Source organism: Streptococcus sp. ELY_137 (assembly GCF_058314515.1).
In genome coordinates this window covers 1-3103 of sequence record NZ_JBZFUL010000029.1, presented here as the reverse complement: position 1 = coordinate 3103, position 3103 = coordinate 1, and the positions used below count along the sequence as shown (strand labels likewise).

At 38.3% G+C, this 3103-nt stretch carries 4 protein-coding genes and 1 pseudogene; all 5 read right to left on the bottom strand.

Annotated elements, in window-relative coordinates:
• Positions 1-108 precede the first annotated feature (108 nt).
• The gene (locus AC4HAO_RS11260; protein ID WP_491135395.1) at positions 109-582 is read right to left on the bottom strand and encodes a hypothetical protein; all 474 of its coding nucleotides are present in this window, start codon (positions 580-582) and stop codon (positions 109-111) included.
• 66 nt (positions 583-648) lie between these two features.
• The gene (locus AC4HAO_RS11255; RefSeq protein WP_491093923.1) at positions 649-1158 is read right to left on the bottom strand and encodes a TipC family immunity protein; all 510 of its coding nucleotides are present in this window, start codon (positions 1156-1158) and stop codon (positions 649-651) included.
• 1 nt (position 1159) lies between these two features.
• A complete protein-coding gene (locus tag AC4HAO_RS11250) occupies positions 1160-1462 on the bottom strand; it encodes a hypothetical protein (RefSeq protein ID WP_491093922.1) in 303 nt (100 codons plus the stop codon).
• Positions 1446-2114 (bottom strand): TipC family immunity protein, encoded by a 669-nt coding sequence (locus tag AC4HAO_RS11245; protein ID WP_491093921.1) that lies wholly within the window; start codon positions 2112-2114, stop codon positions 1446-1448. Before AC4HAO_RS11245 ends, AC4HAO_RS11250 begins: the two co-directional genes overlap by 17 nt.
• A gap of 1 nt (position 2115) precedes the next feature.
• Positions 2116-3103 (bottom strand): annotated as a pseudogene (locus AC4HAO_RS11240) (hypothetical protein); the annotation flags it as partial.

The following is a 3103-nucleotide window of genomic DNA, read 5'->3' as shown; positions in this document are numbered from 1 at the left end:
TCAACAATTTGTTGTTTAAAGTCATCTGTGAAATGACGGCGAATTTTTCTAGACATATCTGTTCTCCTATTTTCTTTAGTGTAGAACACTTTATCATTTCTGTCTAGTTTAGTGTAACCTATTCAAATTTTTACGATATTCATCAATCGTACTATCACTAACATCTGAGGACATCTTATCTTCTGTATCTCCAGAGATTTGGTGCTGCAAACGAATATTATAGTTCAGCTGTTTGGCTGCTTTTCTACTTAAACCTAATTGATCCATTATTTTAACAATATCTGTTGTGCCAAACTCATCTTTTAGAGCCCCTGCTGTCGCATCCCATTGGGTACCACTATAAACAGTCCCACCAAGTATCCTAAGCAGTAAATAATCAATATCCGCCTGACCCTTATCAGGAAACTTCTTCTCCAACCCTCTTCTGACTTGGATAATCTGGCGGGCAGTGGTGTCATCAAAGCCATACTGAGCTTTGAGGTTCTCAACGTATTGTTGCTCCTCCGCAGTCAGTTTCAACACTTCACCAGCCTTCACCATCATGGTATTGAGCTGTTTCACCCAGTCCTTGTCTTTCGGCACCTTAAAAGTCCCGCTCTTACTGTCCCAGCACTGGCCTGCCGTAGTATCTTATAAGGTCGTTTCATTTTACTTTGATGTTAGCTCCTCTAAATCATCTTTTTTTACAAGATAAAAAGACTTAGACAAGATTTTAGTTTTGACATTATAGTAGTAGTCAATACCGATTTTATAACGATCATCTAAAATCCAATTTGTGGAGAATTGAACTATTCCATTCTTGTACATCGTATCTGGTGGATAATAAAATGCCATACGGACAGCAGTTTGTTGATTTGGTTTCAAATAATGTTTTTGGTAGGTATATTTAACATTAGGAATTAAAGGTAATACAGGTACTTTTGAATTAAGTTTCCCGCGATAATCGGTACTGATACCATCAATTTTATTTAGACGCGGTTCCCATAAGGTAAAAAATTTCGTCGAAGAAAGAGAAACATCATAATACATTTCATCAAAAATATTTTGACTTTTGTCATGAATTTTACGCTGATGAGTATAATATTGCACTGAGAAAATCATAGATAGAATAAACAATATACTGCCAATGCCTAATAAAATTTTAAATTCCTTACGCATATCATTTACCATCCGCTATTAAGTCATCACTCTTCTCTTCAAGACTGTCAATAAAGTCTTTGAATAAGGGATTCTCACCAGCATGGTAGACATACTGTTCATACTGCCCCTTGAGAATCTTCATGCCTTTATCATAGTCGCCGTCCCCAACATTTGTCACAAACTGTTCTGAACGGTAGCTATCGTCTGCTTCAACCTTATCAAAGTAGCTGTTCATAGTTCCGACCAGATCTTTGCCGCCTTTGAGCTGATTATAAAGATTGAGAGCACCAAGGTCGGCATGGGGATCATTCCTCTTCCGCATTTTCCCATGTGTTAACAACCTTCACCTTTCCCCAGTGAGATGGGCTATAGTGACTGTCATAAACAGAACACCAATCTTTCAATACTTTTGCCTTTAAAATGTTATCACTATAGGAATAAATATCTGCTAAGTTTAAGTGATTATCGCTTAATGTTTGAAGAACCGTTGACTTATTTTCTGAATAGCCGTCCTGCCAATAATTTTGGACAACCTGTCTCTGAACTATCTTTTTTTTAGGAGAATAGCCATATAAAATATCAATCGTATTTCCATCTTTCATTTGATAGCCAATATTTATGGTTAAATAGCCATTCTTATATAAAGATTTTGGAGGGACGAAAAAAGCTAACTGGATTGAAGAGGTCGGTTTGGATAGTTTTTTATAGTTCTCTACAAAATTAGCAGCTTCAACAGCTTCAATTCCCTCTGAATTTTTTGCCCTTTTGATGGTTACTACACCTTTTTTGGTTCCCAGACGAGTTTGTCCAAAACTATAAAAATTTACAAAAGGTGAGGTTTCAGTATAATACATCTCATCAAAAATATTGGTACTTTTCTGGTGAGTCTGATGATTTAAGACAGCTAACGTAACAAAAACAGACAAAAATAAGGTGAGTAGAATAGCTAATAGTATCTTATAACGTCGCTTCATATCACTTACCATCCGCTATCAAATCGTCACTCTTTTCTTCAAGACTGTCAATAAAGTCTTTGAATAAGGGATTCTCACCAGCATGGTAGACATACTGTTCATACTGTCCCTTAAGAATCTTCATACCTTTATCATAGTCACCACCCCCAACATTTGTCACAAACTGTTCTGAACGGTAGCTATCGTCTGCTTCAACCTTATCAAAGTAGCTGTTCATAGTTCCGACCAGATCTTTGCCGCCTTTGAGCTGATTATAAAGGTTGAGAGCATCAAGGTCGGCATGGTAATCTCCATTGTTCATCGAAATATTGCCCGGCAGGGTGAGGTCCCCATAGTAGCCAGCATTGGCATCCTCATTGAAAACCGTTTCTGCCAAACCGTTGTCTTTATAGTAAGCTGCGAGAGTTGCGCTGGTATGGGCAAAGTCCGTTTTTCCACCATATTGCTTCAAAATACTTTTTAACCTAGGTTCTTTAGCATTAGGAAATATATTTTTTAATTCTTTCATCTGCTCTGCTTCAGTTGTACCACTTAATCCTGTCACTGTTGATTGGTTATAAATCGCAGTTCTAAGAGTATTAATCTTTTTAGAGCTAATGCCTAAATCTTTTAGCTTCTTCTCAACTTCATCAGTTTTCATAAGACCGCCGGTATGCCCCCACATGGCAGCCCCTTTGGTATCCTGAGTATAAACGAAGGAGGCCATATAGACGAAGAACTGCTGGTTAGCCTTATCTTTATCACCGTCATATTCTTTGACCAAGCCAACATAAACATCCAGCATAATATCAGCTTCTTCAGCACTAAAACCATACTGGGTCTGTAACATGTTTCTAAAGGCAACGCGTTCTTCCTTAGACACGCTCAACACTTCACCAGCCTTCACCATCATGGTATTGAGCTGTTTCACCCAGTCCTTGTCTTTCGGCACCTTAAAAGTCCCGCTCTTACTGTCCCAGCACTGGCCTGCCTCGGATAAGCCCGTCTCA

What these genes read in the sequence shown, in the direction of transcription:
- AC4HAO_RS11245 (WP_491093921.1), bottom strand. Translation starts at nt 2,114, where the DNA reads ATGAAGCGACGTTATAAGATACTATTAGCTATTCTACTCACCTTATTT.
- AC4HAO_RS11250 (WP_491093922.1), bottom strand. Translation starts at nt 1,462, where the DNA reads ATGCGGAAGAGGAATGATCCCCATGCCGACCTTGGTGCTCTCAATCTT.
- AC4HAO_RS11255 (WP_491093923.1), bottom strand. Translation starts at nt 1,158, where the DNA reads ATGCGTAAGGAATTTAAAATTTTATTAGGCATTGGCAGTATATTGTTT.